Genomic DNA, 16,887 nt, shown 5'->3' with positions numbered 1-16,887 from the left:
AGGCGAGCGTGACTCCGGAATATCCTTTGCCAACCCTCCGGCATCGGCCCTACTGTTGTCAGGGCAAGGTCAACCGGCACGAATCAAGGAGTTCCCCGTGAAGCAGTATGCGTCCACCGAAACCACGCGGCTCATGCCGCGCGGCGGTGTCGTGCTGCGCTCGATCGGGCGAGCCCGCGAGCTGTGTGCGAGTGAGCAGAACTGGAAGCCGGGGTGGCGGCGCGAATAGCGCCAGCGGAAGCTGACAAGCCGCCCACCCGAACGGGACAGGGCGGCTTTTTCGTTACCCGGACACACAGGGGCGTAGCTCAACGGGTAGAGCACCGGTCTCCAATACCGAAGGTCGCAGGTTCGAATCCTGTCGCCCCTGCTTTCGCCACGGCCACGGCCGGCGGCGTCGTCGATTCTCAACTCCACAGTGGACGGCATGAAGACGATCCCCGGCCGGCGCCTGTGCGGGCCGGCCGGGGGCGATTCCCTCCGGGACGAGGGAGACGGTAACCCGCCCGCTTTGGGAGCGGGAGAAACAGCGTTCGACTCGCTGGTCCCGGACCATGGGGTTGTAGCTCAGCTGGCAGAGCGCCGCCTCGGCAGGGCGGAGGTCAGGGGTTCGATTCCCCTCTTCTCCACGTTCGGACGCACCCCCGGCCACATCGGGGAGGGTGCGTCGGCGGGCCGTTGGAGCAATTGGCAGCTCATCCGGTTCTCAGCCGGACGGTTACGGGTTCGAGTCCCGTACGGCCTACGCACGGCATGTCATGCGGTCGTGGTGAACTCGGCGGACACGTCGGTCTTCCACACCGAAGCAGCGGGTTCGATGCCCGCCGGCCACCCTTCCCGGGTCGTCCAGTCAGGTAGGACGCCGCATTCTGGTTGCGGAGAGCTGGGTTCGAATCCTGGCCCGGGAGCGCAACGCCCTCGTAGCCCAACGGTAGAGGCCCGACGTTGAGGACGTCGCCAGTGCGCGTTCGACTCGCGCCGAGGGCACCGCGCCGACGTAGCTCAGACGGCCAGAGCGCTCCGCTCATGACGGAGAGGCCCCCGGTTCGAGGCCGGGCGTCGGCACGTAACACATGCCCGGGTAGCCCAACGGCAGGAGGCACCCCGTTCAGGGCGGGGACAGTGCGCGTTCGAATCGCGCTCCGGGTACGCATGGGGTCGTAGCTCAGGTGGTAGCAGCGCTTCGCTCGCACCGAAGAGGCCGGCGGTTCGACTCCGCCCGACTCCACCATGTCCCGTTGGCTCAGTGGGAGAGCATCCGCCTGTCGAGCGGAAGGTCGCCGGTTCGATCCCGGCACGGGGCGCGCACGGAGAGGTGGCCGAGTTGGCAAGGCAGCGGGTTGCTAACCCGTAACGGGTCACACCGTCGGGGGTTCGAGTCCCTCCCTCTCCGCCAGGTCGTCGTGGCTCAGCAGGTCAGAGCGTTTCCCTGATGAGGAAGAGGTCGGTGGTTCGAGTCCGCCCGACGACACATGCCCCCGTGGCTCAGCGGACAGAGCACTGGATTACGAATCCAGGGGTCGCGCGTTCGAATCGCGCCGGGGGCACGCATCGGGATGTCGCGCACGGTCCGGGAAACCGGCGGGCGTGACCGGCCCGACTCGCGGTGAGGCCACCCGACCGGCGACGGGCGCCGCCTCGAAAGCGGACAGGGCCGCAGGGCCTTGGGGGTTCGACTCCCTCCCTCACCGCAACGCCCCGGTAGCTCAGCGGGAGAGCGTCGGCTCGACAAGCCGAAGGCCGCTGGTTCGACACCAGCCCGGGGCACGCGACGCGCGTTCGGTCATGGGTAGGCCCCCAGCCTTTCACGCTGGTGAAGCGGGTTCGAGTCCCGCACGCGCGACCATTGCGGCGAGGGGGGCGGATCCCACCCCTCTCGCGTACGCCCGCGTAGCTCAACGGGAGAGCACCTGGTCCACACCCAGGAGGTCGGAGGTTCGACACCTTCCGCGGGCACCGGCCTCCGGGTCGAGGGGAGCGCGCCACCGACGGTGAGGTGGGCCGGCCTGTAAAACCGGTGCGTTCGCGCTGAGCGAGTTCGAATCTCGCCGCTCCCACGCAATGCCCTGTGTCCTGGTCGTGTGCCCGAGTGGTCAGGGAGCGGTCTGCAAAACCGCGTACGCCGGTTCGAATCCGGTCACGGCCTCGAAGTGCCATCCACTGTGACTACCGGTCGGCGCGGCGACGGCGTGCGCGCTCGAACTCGGCGACGTCCGACATCCAGGGACCGTACCGGTCGAGTGCGGCACAGCCGCCGCCGACGAAGGCGTCCACCAGGCTCCGGTACCCGGCGAGCCCGTCGACCAGCCGGTACTCCACCCGGTACTGCGGATCCGACCCGGCCTCCCCGGGGCGCACGGTGGTGATCCGGGCGATCGAGTCCGCGTAGAAGTGCAGCTGGACGCCCTCGCCCATCGCCTCGTCCTCGATGGTGAACACCTCGTTGTCCGTGCCGGAGCGATCGGCGACGAACTGCCAGAACTCGGCGGAGGCGGTGCGCGGACCGTCGCGTCGCCACGACTTCTCGCCGCCCTTGTCGTCGGTGAACGTCAGGGCCGCCTTCGCGCTCTCACCGAGGTCGGCGTGGCCGTCCTCCACCGGGGTGCTCCTGGACCGGTCCGCGACCTCCGCGCACATCAGAAAGCTCACCGTACGCACCGCGTCGTCGACGAGTTCGGGATGCGCGCGGCGGACGGCCACGTCGACGGTGGCCGCCGTCCGATCCCATTCGTGCTTGTCCGTGGCCCGGTTCCCCCGCCGCGGATCGAGGTCGATCCGCATCCCCGCACACGCCTGCTCGGCGGTGGCGATCACCCGCATGACCTCGGGCAGCAGCGCGGGGTCGACGGCGTCGGGCGTCCGCCGTGGAACGGTCGCGCCGTGCAGGTACTGGCCCGTGTACCGCAGGATCGCCGCGTCGAGCGGCCCGAGGACCGTCCCGCGCGCGGCGCGACGGCGGTTCGCGTGATCCTCCTGGGCACGCTTCTCGTTCGGCACCTCCGTCGCCGTGCGCATCGCCTCGCAGACCCGACCGCGCTCCAGGAGGGCGATGTCGGCGCCGTGGGCGACGAGCCGGCTCCGGTCCCACCGGATCCGGCGGAAGAGCGCGTCGACGTCCGCGGGTGCGGAGAGCAGGACCGGGTCCAGCAGCGCGACGGCGGCGTCCTCGTCGAGTCGCCCCCGGGTGCCGGCGGCGTCGCACAGCGGCAGGACCGCGCTCCACAGCAGGAGGTGCCGGGCCAGATCCTCGCGGATCACCGCGAGGTGGGCCTCCCCGATCGGGAACGTGAACGTGCGGGGCTCGTGGTTGGCGTCGGCGCCGGCGGCGAGCATCAGCCTCAGCTCGCCGTCCTCGCGGATCACGGTCGGCATCCAGCCGCTGCCACGCGTGAAGACGACGTCTCTCGTGGCGCGGTTCACGACCACCTGGCGCATTCCGCGTCGAGGCGCGGGTCGGCGCGTACCCAGACTTCGCCCTCGGCTGCCCCGGCCGGGGCGTCGACCCGTTCGAGACCGAGGAACTCGATCAGCTGGAGCAGTTCGGCCCGTTCGGCGCGGTCGTCGTCGGCGCCGTGCGAGTCGAAGAAGATGTAGAACTGGTCCGTCGGGTCGACGTAGCCCGAATCCGCCCAGATCCGCATGACCTCGTCGATCGCCGCTGCTTCGGTCGTGATCGTGGCGGCGCGGGCGGCACCGCGGGCCTCCGGTGACGCGTCGACGTCGGAGAGGTCGGACAGCCACTGGCCGAAGTGGTCGAGGCCGGCGTATCCGTTCTCGAAGAACAGCATCGCGCTGGGGAGATAGCGGTTGCCCCGCTCGACCCGGAGATGTTCCGAGCGAGGCTGGCCCGTGTCCCTGAACCGGGAGATCATCCCGAGCAGCGGCATGAGCACCAGACGCTGCCCCGCGGGCTCGTCCTCGATGGTGTAGGTGTCCGATTCGCGATCGCGGATGAACTCCGCCAACGCCTCGTAGGCCTCCTGTGGGTCGGCCACCGAGACGCGTTGGTCGTTGCCGTCGCCGACGGCGAAGACGAACTGTTTCGGTCCGGGACGGTACGGGCGGGCCATGGGCGTCCTCAGGTCGGGTGTGACGGCTCCACCAGCCTAGTGGATCACCGCAATCTCGCCCCGGCCCCGACGGTGGGCGCGCGGTGCTGGCGGGGCCGGTGGGCGTCGGCGAAGCTGTGGGCGTGGAGTACGTGTCCCGGGTGCCGCGACCGCCGCTGGACGGGCTGATCGACGACCTCTACTACCTGGAGGGCGCGCCGCCGTACGCCAGGCTGACGCTGCCGCCGATGCCGGCGGCATTGCTCGTGGTCAACCTCGGGGCCCCGTTCCGTATCCGCGCCGGCACCGACGTCGATGCGGCCGAGTACGCCGACGGCTGCGTGATCACCACGCCCACCCGCGCCTTCGAGTTCGGCTATCCGCCGGCGACCCGGTCCGTCGGCGTGCACGTCAAGCCGTGGGGGCTGGCGCCGTTCCTGCCGATGCCGGCGGTCGAGCTGCGCGACCGGCCGGTGACGCTGGAGCAGGTCTGGGGCCGGGCCGCCGTCGCCGAGCTGCGGGACCGGCTGGCCACCGCGGCCGGGCCGCACGAGATGCTGACGCTGCTCGAGGAGGACCTGCTGCGACGCCTGGGCGAGACCGCCGGCCTGGGGCTGGTCCGCCGGACGAGCGGCGTCATCGCGGCGACCGGCGGCGCGGTGGCGATCGGCGACCTCACCGTGGCGGCCGGCGTCAGCAGCACCCATCTGGCGCAGCGGTTCAAGGCGCTCGTCGGTGTCACGCCGAAGCGGCTGGCCCGCACCTACCGCTTCGCCGCGGCCGTGTTCGCGATCGATCCCGCCGGGCCGGTCGACTGGGGCGACCTCGCCGGCCGGGCCGGCTACTTCGACCAGGCCCACTTCGGCCACGAGTTCCGGGCGTTCACCGGACTCACACCGACCCGGTACGTGGAGGTCCGGCGGCGCTTCCTGCACGAGCACCCCGGCCACGCGATGGACGGCTGGCCGCTGCCGGCCGATTGATTTCCTACAAGAACGGCAGCTCACGGCACGCTAGCTTGGGGGCACCCGAGGCAGAGGAGAGCCGGAGTGGGCACGGTGGTCATGTACAGCTCGGTGTCGGTCGACGGCTTCGTCGCGGACGAGAACGACCAGCCCGGGCCGCTGTTCGACTGGTTGTCCAGCGGCGACGTCCCGTTGGACTCCAGCGGCGCGCTCACGGTGTCGCAGGCGTCCTACGACTACGTCCGGCCGTACTGGGACCAGATCGGCGTGACGGTCGTCGGCCGCCACGTCTTCGACCTGACGGACGGCTGGGACGGGACGCCGCCGAGCGGGGTCGACCACGTGGTCGTCGTGACGCACCGGCCGGAGCCCGAGGGTTGGGACCGCGAGGCGCCGTTCCACTTCGTCGACGGCGTCGAGGCAGCCGTGGCCATGGCGCAGGAGCTCGCGGGTGACCGCGTCGTGGAGGTCGCCGCCGGCGACGTCGGAGGCCAGGTGCTCGCCGCCGGCCTGGTCGACGAGGTACGCATGGACGTCGTACCGGTGGTGTTCGGGTCCGGCAAGCGCTACTTCGGGTCGGTCGACGCGCAGCACCTGCTGGCCGACCCGGACGTGGTGATCCAGGGCGACCGGGTGCTCCACCTGCGCTACCGGGTACGCCTAGCGGGGCGGTGACGGCGGCTCGGGCGGCCGTCCGTGGGCGCGGGCCATGTCGGACAGGGCGACCCCGGTCAGCACGACAGCGGCGGCGCCGGCGACCACGACCGGCGGCACGAGCAGCATCGCCGGTGCCAGGACGGCCAGCGCGAGGACGCCGAGCGGCCGGGACCGGGACACGCGTCCGAACACGGCGTGCTCGAAGCGGGCGCGCCCGGCCAGGTACAGCGCGGGTCCGCCGAGGAGGACGGCGATCCAGGCCGGTGGGGTGTGTCCCAGTGGATGTGCGATGACGAGTTCGTCGCCGACGGCGGTGACGACCACACCGGCCACCATGGCCAGGTGGGTGTACGACGCCGACCGGGCGAGACGGACCGGGTCGGGGGAGGCGACGATCGCCTCCGCCAGGACCTCACCGGCGCGGTAGATGTAGATCCGCCACAGCAGCACCGTGGTCGCGACGGACACCGCGAACGCGGCAGCTCCGGCAGGCGCGAAGCCGCTGCTGCTCAGCGACAGTCCGGTGACCAGGATCAGCTCGCCCAGGGCGATGATGAAGAACTGCCGGTAGCGCTCGGACAGGTGCTCGCCGGAGATCACGAGGTCGCGGCCGGGGACCCGACCTGCACCGGGGGTGGGGAAGCCGATTCTGCCCGCCGTGTGGTCGAGGACCACCGCGAGTGCCCACAGCGCTCCGCGCGCCGCGCCGTGCGTGAGCGCCCCGGCGATCCACGGCAGCGCCGACAGGCCGTACCAGATCAGCCCGCGCATGGCGTTGCGCTGCAGGTCCTGGCCGCGCAGGACGGCGGTCAGGACGATCCCGCGGCTCAGTTGCACGGCGACGTACGCGCCCGCGAAGATCAGGCCGGTTTCCCCGAACGCCTCGGGCACCGCGGCGGCCATCACCAGGCTGCCGACCATGGTGGTGACGACGAGCGCCTGGATCACCGGTCGTTGCGGGTCGGTCCGGTCGGTAAGCCACGCGGTGCTGGACCAGACCCACCACATGGCGCCCAGCAGGACCAGCGCCCGGAAGGCACCACCCCATCCGAGGTCCTCGGCCAGGGTGCGCGAGAGTTGGGCGAGCGCGAGGACGAACACCAGGTCGAAGAAGAGTTCCAGGAACGTGGCCCGCTGCGGTTCCCCGGGCCTCCGCAGCAGCTCGGCCGCCCTGCTCGTCGTCATCGGTTCGCCCGCTTCGCCGCTTTGCTCCAGGTCTGGTGGCATTCTGCCATGCGATCGTGGGGGTGACGCGTCAGCCGGTGCTGTCGACCGGCCAGGCCCGGATCAGGGATCCTGGCGCGGTGACGAGCGCGGACGACATGACCGACGACGAGAACTGGACGGGTGGCTTCTACGAACTCTGCCTGCTCCTCGGCGCAGCCGACGACGACACCGTGGACCGGGCCCTGCTGTCGCTGTGGCGTGCCGCCGGCGTGCGCGGCTGCCACGTGCGCCGGGCCGACGGGCCCGGGTTCGCGGCCGCCGAGCCCGGCGTGGCCGCCCTCCACGAGCACGGTCACCTCCTCGGAACGCTGACGCTGCCCTCGGGCGCCCGGGTCGTCTGCGGCAGCCTCCTGTTCCGGTACGAGAACGTGGACACGCTGGAGTTCTATCTGCCTTTGGGCGCGTTGGCGCGCGTCGACGACCGGATCGGCGGCTACCCCTTCGACCGGTCCAGCGGCGTGGAGTCGTTGTCGTGGCGCGGTGCGCTCGACAGGTGGTTGGCGGACGTGGCCGTGGCCGTGCACGGCGAGGTGCCGTTCCACCGGGCGCTCATCGGCTTCGAGGTCGACGGGGACCACGAGGTCACCGCCGGCAGGCGGTACGCCGCAGTCGTTGCGCCGGGCGTGGACGGCGTGGAGTACCACCCGGCCGACGCCTGACGGGTCCCGGCGGGCGACGTCAGGGGAGTGGCGAGGCGAGCAGCAGGCGGGCGCCGTGGCGGACCGCCGCCCAGTCGGTCGTCGGACGGCGGTCGAGGTTGCGGGACAGCCAGTGCCGCCGGTCCTCGTGCTCGCGCCGCAACGCGACGAGATCGAGGTCCACGCCCGATGGCCCACCGCGCCGCTCCAGCTCCTCGACCCGTTGCCCCATGGCGTCCATCAGCTCGCGGTCGAGGGTGTGCACGGCGTCGAGGTACGCGGTGGTCGGGACGCGGAGCCGGACCTCGGCCCCGGCCGTGAAGCCGATCTCGCCGTCGTCCTCGTGCCGCCAGTCCACGGTGACCTCGTCGCGGTCGTCCCGGACGGTGCGCCAGAACCGGAGCCGGGGCGGGTTGCGCAGGTATCCGAGGTCCAGGTGGTGCTCGCCGTGCCAGATCGCCGCCGTGACGGCGGGGTGGTCGGGCCGGTCCGCCTCGCCGCCGATGGTCCGGTGGTCCTCCGGCTCGAACTCGAACGGGTCGCGGGTCCACTGCCCGCGACGGGACTCGACGAAGGACACCAGATCCGCGGGCACCGGCTCCCGTACGTCGGGGGTGAGGGCGATGACGTCCTCCCAGAGCCGGGCCAGGTAGTAGTCGACGTAGGGACGTGGTCCCGGGTGCCGGGTGCGGCGCAGCAGCTCCCGCCCGCCTGCTTCGAGCCAGTACCAGCCCTCGGTGAGCCCGAACCAGTGGAGTGTCGGGCGGTCGCCGCCCCACGGCGACACCTCGTCCAGGGGGCACAGCGCGAAGCGGAACCTGATCATCGAAGCAGTATCCACCGGCCGGCGTCGCGTCAGCCGCGACCGCGTACCAGGGGCAGGAACACCTCGTCGACGATGTCGACGAGCACCTCGTCGGGGACCGAGGGGATGCCCCGCATGGCGTACTCGGCGCGGAGCAGCATCATCGGCGTGGTCGCCACCCGGGGACGGACGGCCGCCGCCGGCGCCTCGCCCCGGGCCACGGCCCGTTCGAGCATGGCGATCCAGGCCAGGTCCATGGCGTCGGCGCCGGACCGGGCGCGCATGAGGGTGAGCAGTTCCGGATCGTCGGCCGCGGCGGCGAGCAGGCCGCGCAGGATGGCTCCGTGCGGCGACGACCACGTCTCGTTGGCCCGCCGCAGCATCTCCAGCGCGTCGCCGCGCAGCGTGCCGGTGTCCGGGCTCGGCAGGGCGGCGTCGGACAGGTGGCGGTACGCCGCGATGCCCAGCGCCGCCCGGTGCGGCCACCGACGGTAGATGGCGTTCTTGTTGGTTCCGGCACGGGCGGCGACCCGGTCCATCGTCATGCCCGCGTATCCGGACTCGCGCATCACCTCCGCGGCGGCCCGCAGGATCGCCTGTTCCAGTTCCTCACCCCGACGCCGCGTGCCCATGCCTTGTAGGGTACCCGCCGTACCTTGTAGGGTACGCAACGTACCTTGGAGAGGGGTTGCCTGATGCGCGTCTTCGGCATGAACTACGACACCGGCTTCGTGAGCGCCGGGTCCACCACCCACGAGCCGTTCGACCCCGAGACCGTACGCAGCGACCTGCGGGTCATCCGCGACGAGCTGCACTGCGACGCGGTACGGATCACCGGCGGCGTCCAGGACCGGCTGGAGCTGACCGCGCGGCTGGCGGCCGAGGCGGGGCTCGAGGTGTGGTACTGCCCGTTCACCAACGGGCTCGATCGCGACGGGCTCCTGGAGTTCCTGCTCGACGGCGCCGAGCGCGCCGAGCGGCTGCGGCGTGGCGGCGCCCCGGTCGTGTACCTCACCGGCTCCGAGATCTCCATGTTCACCGACGGCTTCCTCCCCGGCCGTGACCTGGCCGAGCGGATGGCGCTGTTCACCGACCCGATGCGGATGCGGGAGGCGGTCCCGGCCGCCCGCGCCGCGGTACGCGACTTCCTCGCGCGGGCGGTCCCCGCGGTCCGCGAGCGCTTCGGTGGCCCCGTCGGGTACGCCTCGATCCCGCTGGAGGACGTCGACTGGGCGCTGTTCGACATCATCGCCAGCGACGCCGGCTACCGCGACGCGACGAACGCCGAGGCGTTCCCGCGGAGCCTGGCGGCGGCGGTGGGGCAGGGCAAGCCGTACGCCGCGACGGAGTTCGGGTGCTGCACGTACCGGGGCGCGGCCGACGTCGCGGGCGCGACGGAGCCGGTGACCTACGACGACCACGGCCGGGCGGCGACGCTCACCCGGACGCTGGAGCGCGACGAGGAGGGCCAGGCCCGCTACCTCGTCGACCTGCTGCGCGACTACGAGGCCGGCGGGGTGGAGGCGGCCTTCGTGTACACGTTCGCGAACCGGCACCTGCCGACCACCGACGACCCCGAGCACGACTACGACCTGGCCTCGCGGGGGATCGTGCGGGTGCTGCCGGACGGCTCGTGGACCCCCAAGGCCGCGTTCCACGCCCTCGCCGAGTACGGCCGTTCCCGCCGGGCGGCCTGAGCGGGAGAACCGCCTCGACCATGCCGAGCCCTGGTGCGCCCGCCGTCCGTGCCGCTGACGGCGCCGACGGTCCGGGCCGGACACGTCGTCGTCACAGATTCGACACTTGACTGCTACGAAGGGCGCTCCTAGATTGTGCCAAAAGCTTTTGCCAAAAGGTTTTGGCACCCACGGCGATCGATTCCCCCACGCGCTCCGGCGCGCGCCCCCACGCGCCCGGCGATCCCTGAACGGAGCACAGATCATGGCCCTCGACGGCATCCCGGCGACAACCGGCGGCTGGCCCCGCCGCGGTTTCCTCGGTCTCGGCATCGGCGCCGGCACGGCGGCGCTGCTCGGCACCGCCGCGTGTGGCGCGGGTGGTGGCGGCACCGGCGACTCCGGCGGCGACAAGACCCTCACCGTGGCCTGCGAGGGCGGCGGCAAGATCGAGCTTCAGCCGGTGGCGGACACGTTCACGAAGGACACCGGCACCACCGTCAACCTGGTCGAGCTGCCCTACGAGGGCCTGTTCAACCGGCTCACCAGCGAGCTGTCCAGCGGCAAGCCGTCGTTCGACGTCTGCGCCGTCGACGCGGTCTGGATCCCGCTGTTCGCCGCCAAGCTCGACAAGCTGGACGACCTCTTCACCGCCGACGTGAAGAACGACCTCTTCCCCGCACTGGTCCAGGAGGCCCAGTCCGACGGCCGGTTCATCGGCATGCCGGTCTGGACCAACAGCGAGATCCTCTTCTACCGCAAGGATCTGTTCGAGGACAGCAAGGAGAAGGCCGCCTTTCAGCGCAGGTACGGCTACCCGCTCGCCCCGCCCACCACGTGGCAGCAGTTCACCGACATCGCCACCTTCTTCACCCGGCCCGAGCAGAAGCTCTACGGCACCGACGTCAAGGGCGCGGTGGAGACCGAGTGGTTGGCCCACGTCCTGCAGGCCGGTTCGCCCGGCGTGGTCCTCGACGACAGCGGCAACGTCATCGTCGACAACGCGCAGCACCTTGCCGCGCTCACCTTCTACGCCGACCTGAACAACAAGCACAAAGTCGCCCCGGCGGGCGCGGCGCAGACCGACTGGAACGCCGCGCAGAACCTGTTCAACCAGGGCCAGACCGCGATGACCCGGTTCTGGGCACACGCGTACCGGCAGATCCCGGCCGACGCCAAGGTCGCCGGCAAGGTCGGCGCGGCCCCCATGATCGGTGGCACCGCCGGCGTGGCCGGCATCCCCGGCCCGTGGTACCTCTCCATCCCGCAGGGCGGCGGCAAGGCCGACCTGGCCAAGCAGTTCATCAAGGCGGCGTACGACAACAACGCACTGAGCATCGAGACCAGCCTCGGCCTGGCCGCCCGCAAGTCGGCGTACCAGTCGTTCGCCGAGAAGCCCGGTTTCGAGTCGTTCGGCCCGCTGCTGGCCACCCTGAACGCCAGTGCCACCAGGCCGCGTCCGGCCAGCCCGCACTGGCAGCGGATCGTCGACAGCGTCCTGGTGCCGACCATCCAGAAGGCGCTCACCCCGGGCGCCGACTACGCCGCCCTGCTCAAGGCCGCCCGTACCCAGATCGAGGGCATCGTCAAGTGAGCCCGACAGCGCAGGCAGCACCGCCGCGGACCGCACCGTCCCCGCCACCCGGGGCCGGCCGGCGCCGTACCCGCCGGGGGCTGTCGGACGCCGGGTACGCGGCCCTGCTCACCGCGCCGGCCGCGGTGGTGCTGCTCGCGCTGGTCGGCTGGCCGCTGGTCAAGCTGGCCGCGGACAGCCTCTACACCGGCTCCGGGCTGGGGGACGGGCGCAGCTTCGCCGGGCTCGACAACTACGTCACGGCGCTGACCGACCCGGGCATCCGGGCGGCGGCCGGGCGGACCGTCGCGTACACGGTCGTCGTGGTCGCCGCCGAACTGCTGCTCGGCCTCGCCGTGGCGCTGCTGTTCCACCGGCTCGGGCCGAAGGCCCGGATCCTGCAGACGCTCTTCCTCTATCCGCTGATGATCGCGCCGGTGGTCGCCGGTCTGCTCTGGCGGTTCCTGATGATCGACAACGTCGGCATCGTCAACGAGCTGCTCACCCGGGTCGGCGTCCTGGGCGACCCCGGGGACGTCTCCTGGCTCAGCGACCCCGACCTGGTGCTCTTCTCGGTTGCCCTGCCGGACATCTGGCTCACCACCTCGTTCATGACCCTGGTGCTCTACGCCGGCCTGCAGGCCATCCCGCCGGACCTGTACGAGGCGGCCCGTCTCGACGGGGCCCGTGGACTGCGGCTGCTGGTCAGCGTGACCCTGCCGCTGCTGCGACCGGTGATCGCGGTGGCGCTGATCATCCGGGGCGTGGACGCCGCCCGGGCGTTCGACGTGATCCTCATCCAGACCGACGGTGGCCCCCAGTCGGCCTCGGAGACGTTGAGCCTGACCATCTACAAGACGATGGTCGGCTACAACGACCCGGGCACGGCCGCCGCCACCAGCACGCTGTTCATGATCGTGATGATGGTGGTCGCGATGGTCGCGGTGCTGACCATCTGGCGACCGGGCAAGGAGTCCTGATGTCGCACCTGCTCGCCGCCAGAATCCGTACCGGGCTGCTCTGGGCCGCCGCCGTCGCCGTCGTGGTGATCTACGGCTTCCCCTTCGTCTACCTGGTGCTCACCTCGTTCAAGCCGGCCGTCGACGCGATCGCGGTGCCGCCGACCGTGCTGCCGCAGCGGTTCAGCCTGGAGAACTACGTCGCCGCGCTGAACCGGCCCGGGGTGACCGCCTCGTTCGTCAACAGCGTCAGCACCGCGACGATCGCCACGCTGCTGTCGATGGCGCTGGCCGTCCCGGCCGCCTGGGGCATCACCCGCTACCGGACCCGCGCCGGCCGGGTGCTGATGGCGGGCTCGCTGCTGGTGCGGATGGCGCCCGCGGTGGCGATCGGCATCCCGCTGGTCACCATCCTCGGCGCGGTCGGGCTCACCGACACCCCCACCGGTCTCGCGCTGGCCCAGACCACCGTCGCGCTGCCGCTGTCGATCTGGCTGCTGGCCAGCTTCTTCGAGGGCGTACCGCGGGAGATCGAGGAGGCGGCGCTGGTGGACGGCTGCGACCGGTTCACCGCGCTGCTGCGGGTGATCCTGCCGGTGGTCTCCGGCGGCGTCGCGGTCACCGCCATCTTCGCGTTCCTCGCCTCCTGGAACGAGTTCCTCTTCGCCCTGCTGCTCACCTCGATCCGGGCGCAGACCACCCCGATCGCGATCGCCAACTTCCAGAGCCAGTTCGGGCTCGACTGGGGCCCGATGACGGCGCTGGCCACCCTCTACTCCCTACCCGCGGTCGTGCTGACGCTGCTGCTGCAGCGGCGGATCGTCGCGGGACTCAGCCTCGGCGCCGTCAAGGGCTGACGCACCACCTCACCCCCTGAAAGGAACCACCATGTCGTTCTGGCGACCCACCAGCCCACTCGCGGGCCTCACCCGGGTCAAGGCCGGCCGCTCCAAGCGGGAGTCGAGCTGGGACCGCACCGGAGGCAACCGTGACTTCGCGGTCGTGCCGCCGGGCGAGACCCACGTCCTGGCCGACATCACCGGCACCGGCGTGATCGAGCACATCTGGCTGACCACCCGCTGCTACTCCGAGAAGTACCTGCGCAAGCTGGTCATCGAGATGTACTGGGACGGCGAGGAGAACCCGAGCGTCCGCTCCCCGCTGGGCGACTTCTTCGGGGTCGGGCACGCCACCTGCACGCACTACGTGTCGTTGCCGCTGAGCATGGTGTTCGGCCCGCGTCGCGGCCCGAAGGGCCCGTTCGCCGCCGCGATGAACTCCTACTTCCCGATGCCGTTCGGCAGCAGCGCGAAGATCGTGATCCGCAACGAGTCGGACAAGCCGATCGAGAACCTGTTCTACTACGTCGACTACGACCTGACCGACGAGGCGAAGCCGGACGACGTGGCGTACTTCCACGCGTACTACCGGCAGGAGAAGCCGTGTACGCCGGTGCCGAACGGCCTCGCCCCCGGCGAGGTGCCGGCGCCCTGGGACCTGCCCGGGGTCAACCTCACCGGCGAGGACAACTACGTCATCCTCGACACCGACGGCGGCGCCGGGCACTACGTCGGCTGCGTGCTCAGCATCGACAACCACAACGCGTCCAACCAGCCGTACACCTGGCCGGGCGAGGGCGACGACATGATCTTCATCGACGGCGAGCAGTGGCCGCCGTCGTTGCACGGCACCGGCACCGAGGACTACTTCAACGCCGCGTGGGGCTTCCCGAGCGGGGCGTACGCCGGTCCGTACCACGGCATCAGCCTGGCCAGCAGCCCGCAGGAGCACTTCGGGCTGTGGAGCATGTACCGGTTCCACATCGAGGACCCGGTGCGCTTCTCGAAGTCGATCAAGGTGACCATCGAGCACGGACACGCCAACGACCAGGGCAACGACTTCTCGTCGGTGGCCTACTGGTACCAGCACCACCCGCACAAGCCGCTGCCCGAGCTGCCGCCGGTCGAGGAGCGTCTGCCGCGCCGCTGGCCCGAGCACGGCCTGTGGGACGAGTGACCTGTCCGATACCGTGTGCCGGTCGTCGAATCCGGACGGTCCGACCCCCGCGACCAGTGCGATGGTGAGCTGATGGGAACCAAGGTGAGCATCCGGGACGTCGCCGCGGCGGCGGGCGTCTCGGTGACCACGGTGTCCCACGTGCTGAACAACAAGTCCGGCACCCGGGTCAGCCCGGAGACCCGCGAACGCGTCGAGTCGGCGGCCCGCCAGCTCGGCTACGCGGCGAACGGGCTGGCCCGGGGGCTGCGGTTGCAGCGCTCACACACCCTGGGTCTGCTCAGCGACGTCATCGCCACCACCCCGCACGCCGGTCGGATCATCCTCGGCGCGCAGGAGACGGCATCGGCGCGCGGCTGGGTGCTCATGCTGCTCACCACCGGGGGCGACCCCGAGGTGGAGCGACGCGAGATCCAGGCCCTGGCCCAGCACCGGGTCGACGGGGTCCTCTACGCCACCATGTACCACCGGGAGGTCGCGCTCCCCGACGAGCTGCGCCCGATGCCGGTGGTGCTGCTCGACGCGTCCAGCGGCGATCCGACCGTGCCGTCGGTGGTTCCGGACGAGACCGGTGGCGGGCGGGTCGCCGTCCAGGAGCTGCTCGACGCCGGCCACCGCCGGATCGGTTTCGTGACCAACACCGACGACATCCCGGCCACCCGGGGTCGGCTGCGCGGCTACCGGGAGGCGCTGCGCGGCGCGGGCCTGCCGTTCCGGCCCGAGCTGGTGCTCGCCGAGGTCTCCGACACCCACGGGGGCCACCGGGCGGCCCGGGCGCTGCTGGACCGCCCCGACCGGCCCACCGCGCTGTTCTGCTTCAACGACCGGATGGCGATGGGCGCCTACCGGGCCGCGACCGAACTCGGCCTGCGGATCCCCGACGACCTGTCGGTGATCGGCTTCGACAACCAGGAACTCATCGCGGAAGGGCTGTTCCCCGGCCTGACCACCGTGGCGCTGCCGCACTACGAGATGGGCGCCTGGGCCGTGGAGACCATGGTCGAGATGCTCGACCAGCCCAAGGGGGCCCGACGGCGGACCGCCCGGCAGGTCGTGATGCCCTGCCCGCTGGTCCGCCGCCGGTCGGTCGCCGCCGCTCCGCACTGATCGTCCCCGCCGGACCCCACCCCCGTACCCCCGCCGCGCCGACCCCCACGCCGCGCGGCGGACCACCGCACCGCCGCCGCGACCGTCGTGGCGGCGACGCACCGCCGCCGGACGAACGGCGGCCGAGCCAAAGGACCCACCGTGCTGCGACTTCCCGACGCCTGGATCTGGGACTTCTGGTTCGCCCGTGAGGGCGACACCCACCACCTCTACTTCCTGCGCGCGTCCCGGGCCCTGGGCGATCCCGACCGGCGGCACTTCCGCGCCAGCGTCGGCCACGCGGTCTCCACCGACCTGCGGGACTGGACCCAGCTCGCCGACGCCCTGGTCCCCGCCGACCGGCCCGCCTTCGACGACGTGGCCACATGGACCGGCTCCGTGCTGCCCGGCCCGGACGGCCGCTGGCACATGTTCTACACCGGCGCCGGCAGCACGGAACGGGCTCTGGTCCAGCGGATCGGCCTCGCCACCTCGGCCGACCTGGTCACCTGGGAGCGGCACCCGAGCTCCCCGGTGCTCACCGCCGCCGGCCGCTGGTACGAGCGCTTCGGCGACTCCACGTGGCAGGACGAGGCGTGGCGGGACCCGTGGGTGTTCCCCGACCCGGACGGCGACGGCTGGCACATGCTGATCACCGCGCGGTCCAACGAGGGACCGGTCGACGACCGGGGCGTGATCGCCCACGCCCGCTCCCACGACCTGGTGCACTGGGAGGCGCAGCCGCCGGTCACCGCGCCGGGCAGCGGCTTCGGTCACCTGGAGGTGCCGCAGGTCGAGATCGTCGACGGCCGGCCGATCCTGATCTTCTCCTGCCTGCGCGACCACCTCGCCGAGCGGCGCCGCGACGCCCGCGCCTGCGGGGTGTGGGCGGTGCCCGGCGACTCGCTGCTCGGCCCGTTCGACGCCGGCAGGGCACAGCGGTTGACCGACGACAGCCTCTACAGCGGACGGCTGGTCCGCGACACCGACGGCGCCTGGCAGCTGCTCGCCTTCCTCAACCACGACGAGGACGGCCGGTTCGTCGGCGAGCTGAGCGACCCGATCCCGGTCCGGGTGCTCGCCGACGGCACCGTGCTGCTCGGTGACGCCGAACCCGGCACGCCGTACTCGGTTCGTGGCCGCCGGCACGTCGCGCCGGACCCGGCGCAGGCCGGCCCGACCGCGCCCACCCGGGCGCAGGCCGACGAGGTGGGCGCGGACGTGCTGGCGGCGGGG

16 protein-coding genes and 19 tRNA genes are annotated in these 16,887 nt (G+C 71.7%); 30 read left to right on the top strand and 5 right to left on the bottom strand.

The genetic code is table 11. The annotated features are described in order from the left end of the window. Positions 1 to 97: 97 nt before the first annotated feature. The 20 genes from HUW36_RS34810 to HUW36_RS00080 all read left to right on the top strand — a co-directional run bounded on the left by HUW36_RS34810 (position 98) and on the right by HUW36_RS00080 (position 2,146). Complete coding sequence (locus HUW36_RS34810; protein WP_281357476.1) at positions 98 to 229, top strand: hypothetical protein; 132 nt, start codon at positions 98 to 100, stop codon at positions 227 to 229. Between the two features lie 68 nt (positions 230 to 297). Continuing rightward, a tRNA-Trp gene (locus tag HUW36_RS00170) sits at positions 298 to 370 on the top strand. 186 nt (positions 371 to 556) lie between these two features. Then, positions 557 to 629: transfer RNA gene (locus HUW36_RS00165), tRNA-Ala, on the top strand. A gap of 43 nt (positions 630 to 672) precedes the next feature. Continuing rightward, positions 673 to 745, top strand: a tRNA-Glu gene (locus tag HUW36_RS00160). A 15-nt stretch (positions 746 to 760) separates the two neighbouring features. Then, positions 761 to 833, top strand: a tRNA-Gly gene (locus tag HUW36_RS00155). A 2-nt stretch (positions 834 to 835) separates the two neighbouring features. Next, positions 836 to 908 (top strand) — tRNA-Gln (locus tag HUW36_RS00150). Positions 909 to 914: 6 nt separating this feature from the next. Continuing rightward, positions 915 to 987 (top strand) — tRNA-Leu (locus tag HUW36_RS00145). Between the two features lie 4 nt (positions 988 to 991). Next, a tRNA-Met gene (locus HUW36_RS00140) sits at positions 992 to 1,065 on the top strand. A gap of 10 nt (positions 1,066 to 1,075) precedes the next feature. Continuing rightward, positions 1,076 to 1,149: transfer RNA gene (locus HUW36_RS00135), tRNA-Leu, on the top strand. A 5-nt stretch (positions 1,150 to 1,154) separates the two neighbouring features. Continuing rightward, a tRNA-Ala gene (locus tag HUW36_RS00130) sits at positions 1,155 to 1,231 on the top strand. A 1-nt stretch (position 1,232) separates the two neighbouring features. Beyond that, positions 1,233 to 1,304: transfer RNA gene (locus HUW36_RS00125), tRNA-Asp, on the top strand. 5 nt (positions 1,305 to 1,309) lie between these two features. After that, positions 1,310 to 1,396 (top strand) — tRNA-Ser (locus HUW36_RS00120). Position 1,397: 1 nt separating this feature from the next. Next, a tRNA-Ile gene (locus HUW36_RS00115) sits at positions 1,398 to 1,471 on the top strand. A gap of 3 nt (positions 1,472 to 1,474) precedes the next feature. Then, positions 1,475 to 1,547: transfer RNA gene (locus HUW36_RS00110), tRNA-Arg, on the top strand. Positions 1,548 to 1,605: 58 nt separating this feature from the next. Next, positions 1,606 to 1,691: transfer RNA gene (locus HUW36_RS00105), tRNA-Ser, on the top strand. A 4-nt stretch (positions 1,692 to 1,695) separates the two neighbouring features. Beyond that, positions 1,696 to 1,767, top strand: a tRNA-Val gene (locus HUW36_RS00100). A gap of 5 nt (positions 1,768 to 1,772) precedes the next feature. Then, positions 1,773 to 1,846: transfer RNA gene (locus HUW36_RS00095), tRNA-Glu, on the top strand. A gap of 38 nt (positions 1,847 to 1,884) precedes the next feature. After that, positions 1,885 to 1,956: transfer RNA gene (locus HUW36_RS00090), tRNA-Val, on the top strand. 17 nt (positions 1,957 to 1,973) lie between these two features. Continuing rightward, a tRNA-Tyr gene (locus tag HUW36_RS00085) sits at positions 1,974 to 2,057 on the top strand. A gap of 18 nt (positions 2,058 to 2,075) precedes the next feature. Further along, a tRNA-Cys gene (locus HUW36_RS00080) sits at positions 2,076 to 2,146 on the top strand. A gap of 20 nt (positions 2,147 to 2,166) precedes the next feature. Here HUW36_RS00080 and HUW36_RS00075 read toward each other — a convergent pair. Both HUW36_RS00075 and HUW36_RS00070 read right to left on the bottom strand, forming a co-directional pair. Further along, positions 2,167 to 3,435, bottom strand: coding sequence for a DUF6357 family protein (locus tag HUW36_RS00075; protein WP_281357475.1), 1,269 nt, complete (start codon positions 3,433 to 3,435; stop codon positions 2,167 to 2,169). Continuing rightward, positions 3,417 to 4,070: a DUF6357 family protein gene (locus tag HUW36_RS00070; protein ID WP_174526170.1), complete on the bottom strand. Its 654-nt coding sequence runs from the start codon at positions 4,068 to 4,070 to the stop codon at positions 3,417 to 3,419. The genes HUW36_RS00075 and HUW36_RS00070 overlap by 19 nt, the downstream gene beginning before the upstream one ends. Before the next feature lie 122 nt (positions 4,071 to 4,192). Between HUW36_RS00070 and HUW36_RS00065 the strand changes: the two genes are divergently transcribed. After that, entirely contained in the window at positions 4,193 to 5,032 is an 840-nt protein-coding gene (locus tag HUW36_RS00065; RefSeq protein ID WP_246247734.1) for a helix-turn-helix domain-containing protein, read from the top strand. Between the two features lie 66 nt (positions 5,033 to 5,098). Continuing rightward, on the top strand, positions 5,099 to 5,689 hold the full coding sequence (locus tag HUW36_RS00060; protein WP_174526169.1) for a dihydrofolate reductase family protein: 591 nt from the start codon (positions 5,099 to 5,101) through the stop codon (positions 5,687 to 5,689). Here the strand turns inward: HUW36_RS00060 and HUW36_RS00055 are convergent. Further along, on the bottom strand, positions 5,675 to 6,856 hold the full coding sequence (locus HUW36_RS00055) for a low temperature requirement protein A (protein ID WP_174526168.1): 1,182 nt from the start codon (positions 6,854 to 6,856) through the stop codon (positions 5,675 to 5,677). The genes HUW36_RS00060 and HUW36_RS00055 overlap by 15 nt on opposite strands. Before the next feature lie 62 nt (positions 6,857 to 6,918). Here HUW36_RS00055 and HUW36_RS00050 point away from each other — a divergent pair, with 62 nt between their 5' ends. Further along, on the top strand, positions 6,919 to 7,557 hold the full coding sequence (locus HUW36_RS00050; RefSeq protein WP_174526167.1) for a hypothetical protein: 639 nt from the start codon (positions 6,919 to 6,921) through the stop codon (positions 7,555 to 7,557). A gap of 19 nt (positions 7,558 to 7,576) precedes the next feature. Here the strand turns inward: HUW36_RS00050 and HUW36_RS00045 are convergent, their stop codons facing one another. Together HUW36_RS00045 and HUW36_RS00040 are read right to left on the bottom strand one after the other, a co-directional pair. Further along, entirely contained in the window at positions 7,577 to 8,362 is a 786-nt protein-coding gene (locus HUW36_RS00045; RefSeq protein ID WP_174526166.1) for a DUF5984 family protein, read from the bottom strand. Positions 8,363 to 8,391: 29 nt separating this feature from the next. Then, positions 8,392 to 8,973, bottom strand: coding sequence for a TetR/AcrR family transcriptional regulator (locus HUW36_RS00040; protein ID WP_174526165.1), 582 nt, complete (start codon positions 8,971 to 8,973; stop codon positions 8,392 to 8,394). A 63-nt stretch (positions 8,974 to 9,036) separates the two neighbouring features. Here HUW36_RS00040 and HUW36_RS00035 point away from each other — a divergent pair, with 63 nt between their 5' ends. The 7 genes from HUW36_RS00035 to HUW36_RS00005 all read left to right on the top strand — a co-directional run. After that, the gene (locus HUW36_RS00035; protein ID WP_174526164.1) at positions 9,037 to 10,038 is read left to right on the top strand and encodes a glycoside hydrolase family 113 protein; all 1,002 of its coding nucleotides are present in this window, start codon (positions 9,037 to 9,039) and stop codon (positions 10,036 to 10,038) included. A gap of 244 nt (positions 10,039 to 10,282) precedes the next feature. Then, a complete protein-coding gene (locus HUW36_RS00030) occupies positions 10,283 to 11,611 on the top strand; it encodes an ABC transporter substrate-binding protein (RefSeq protein WP_174526163.1) in 1,329 nt (442 codons plus the stop codon). Further along, positions 11,608 to 12,570 carry a carbohydrate ABC transporter permease gene (locus tag HUW36_RS00025; protein ID WP_217428724.1) on the top strand — a complete coding sequence of 321 codons (963 nt, stop codon included), beginning with the start codon at positions 11,608 to 11,610 and terminating at the stop codon, positions 12,568 to 12,570. Before HUW36_RS00030 ends, HUW36_RS00025 begins: the two co-directional genes overlap by 4 nt. Then, the gene (locus HUW36_RS00020) at positions 12,570 to 13,406 is read left to right on the top strand and encodes a carbohydrate ABC transporter permease (protein WP_174526162.1); all 837 of its coding nucleotides are present in this window, start codon (positions 12,570 to 12,572) and stop codon (positions 13,404 to 13,406) included. The genes HUW36_RS00025 and HUW36_RS00020 overlap by 1 nt, the downstream gene beginning before the upstream one ends. A gap of 31 nt (positions 13,407 to 13,437) precedes the next feature. Beyond that, the gene (locus HUW36_RS00015) at positions 13,438 to 14,565 is read left to right on the top strand and encodes a glycoside hydrolase family 172 protein (RefSeq protein WP_174526161.1); all 1,128 of its coding nucleotides are present in this window, start codon (positions 13,438 to 13,440) and stop codon (positions 14,563 to 14,565) included. A gap of 72 nt (positions 14,566 to 14,637) precedes the next feature. Then, the gene (locus HUW36_RS00010) at positions 14,638 to 15,672 is read left to right on the top strand and encodes a LacI family DNA-binding transcriptional regulator (protein WP_174526160.1); all 1,035 of its coding nucleotides are present in this window, start codon (positions 14,638 to 14,640) and stop codon (positions 15,670 to 15,672) included. A gap of 141 nt (positions 15,673 to 15,813) precedes the next feature. After that, on the top strand, positions 15,814 to 16,887 hold a 1,074-nt coding region (locus HUW36_RS00005; protein ID WP_174526159.1), incomplete at its 3' end, for a glycoside hydrolase family protein.

It is taken from the genome of Micromonospora maritima, assembly GCF_902825405.1.
Taxonomy (GTDB): domain Bacteria; phylum Actinomycetota; class Actinomycetes; order Mycobacteriales; family Micromonosporaceae; genus Micromonospora; species Micromonospora maritima.
This window is presented reverse-complemented; position numbering and strand designations above follow the sequence as displayed.